This is a genomic window from Granulosicoccus sp. 3-233, assembly GCF_052681095.1.
In genome coordinates this window covers 1-965 of the sequence record NZ_JBQYLE010000053.1, presented here as the reverse complement: position 1 = coordinate 965, position 965 = coordinate 1, and the positions used below count along the sequence as shown (strand labels likewise).

The window sequence follows — 965 nt, the reverse complement described above, 5'->3', positions numbered from 1 at the left end:
CTAAACGCCTGGGAAGTAGCGACAACTTCCGAAACCCGTCACCGCGCCAGTCGGCGACTCTACCGTGCACTTGGCCATCTCATGTGTAATACATCTTGGCTTCCGGGATCGCCCGTCGAGTGACACCTGAGATCCTATACTTTCGTATCGCCCTTGTAAAAGAATGATCCTCCTGCTGGACGCTTCTTCAGGCAGGTGGCTATCTGATAATTTCAGCGTTTATAGCTACTTGTCAAAAAATGGGTGAAATTGGGCCTTCTCCATAGCGCTCAATATCCTGCCGTGCACCATCGACATGAGCGAACCTCGGAAAATGCGGGGGCTATTTGTCCAATACGCATTACTGTACGATCAAGGCAAGTCCTTCAGTGGACAATCAGCTGGAAGGCTCAATCGTTGAACCCAGTCATTTGGCATAACAAGGAGGTTGGTCAATAGGAGTTCGAAATATCATTCAATTTCCATCGTAACGAAATCGTTATCGAAAAAGCGAGAATGAAGAATATGAAACAACATAAATGGAAAAGCTGCCTGGGCGCATCGTGTCTGGTTATGGCCTTGTCTGTTATATCGACCCCCAGCATCGCCGATACAGTAACCAGTGTCTGCGTCAGTTCCTCAGGAAGAATCCTGAATCTGACGGATGACGGCACTTGTCGCCGAGGCTATGAATTGGTTCAACTCGAAGGACCGGCAGGCGAAACAGGGCCGCAAGGAGCAATGGGCGAGCAGGGAATACAAGGGATACAAGGCGCGACCGGAGAGCAAGGAATACAAGGAGAACAGGGGCCTGCAGGTGAGCAAGGCCCTCAGGGTATCGCAGGCCCACCCGGCCCACGCGGTCCGCAGGGTGAACAGGGGCCTGCAGGTGTGCAAGGTACGACTGGTGAACAAGGCCCTGAAGGAGTTGCAGGCCCTCAGGGACCTCAAGGCGAGCCGGGAGCAGATGGAACGATTCTGGCAGA

At 52.7% G+C, this 965-nt stretch carries 1 protein-coding gene; it reads left to right on the top strand.

What is annotated here, in order from left to right; translation table 11 throughout:
- Positions 1-643 precede the first annotated feature (643 nt).
- Positions 644-965, top strand: a 322-nt coding sequence (locus tag ACUNV4_RS30380; protein WP_430882431.1) for a hypothetical protein, incomplete at its 3' end; no start/stop codon positions are given.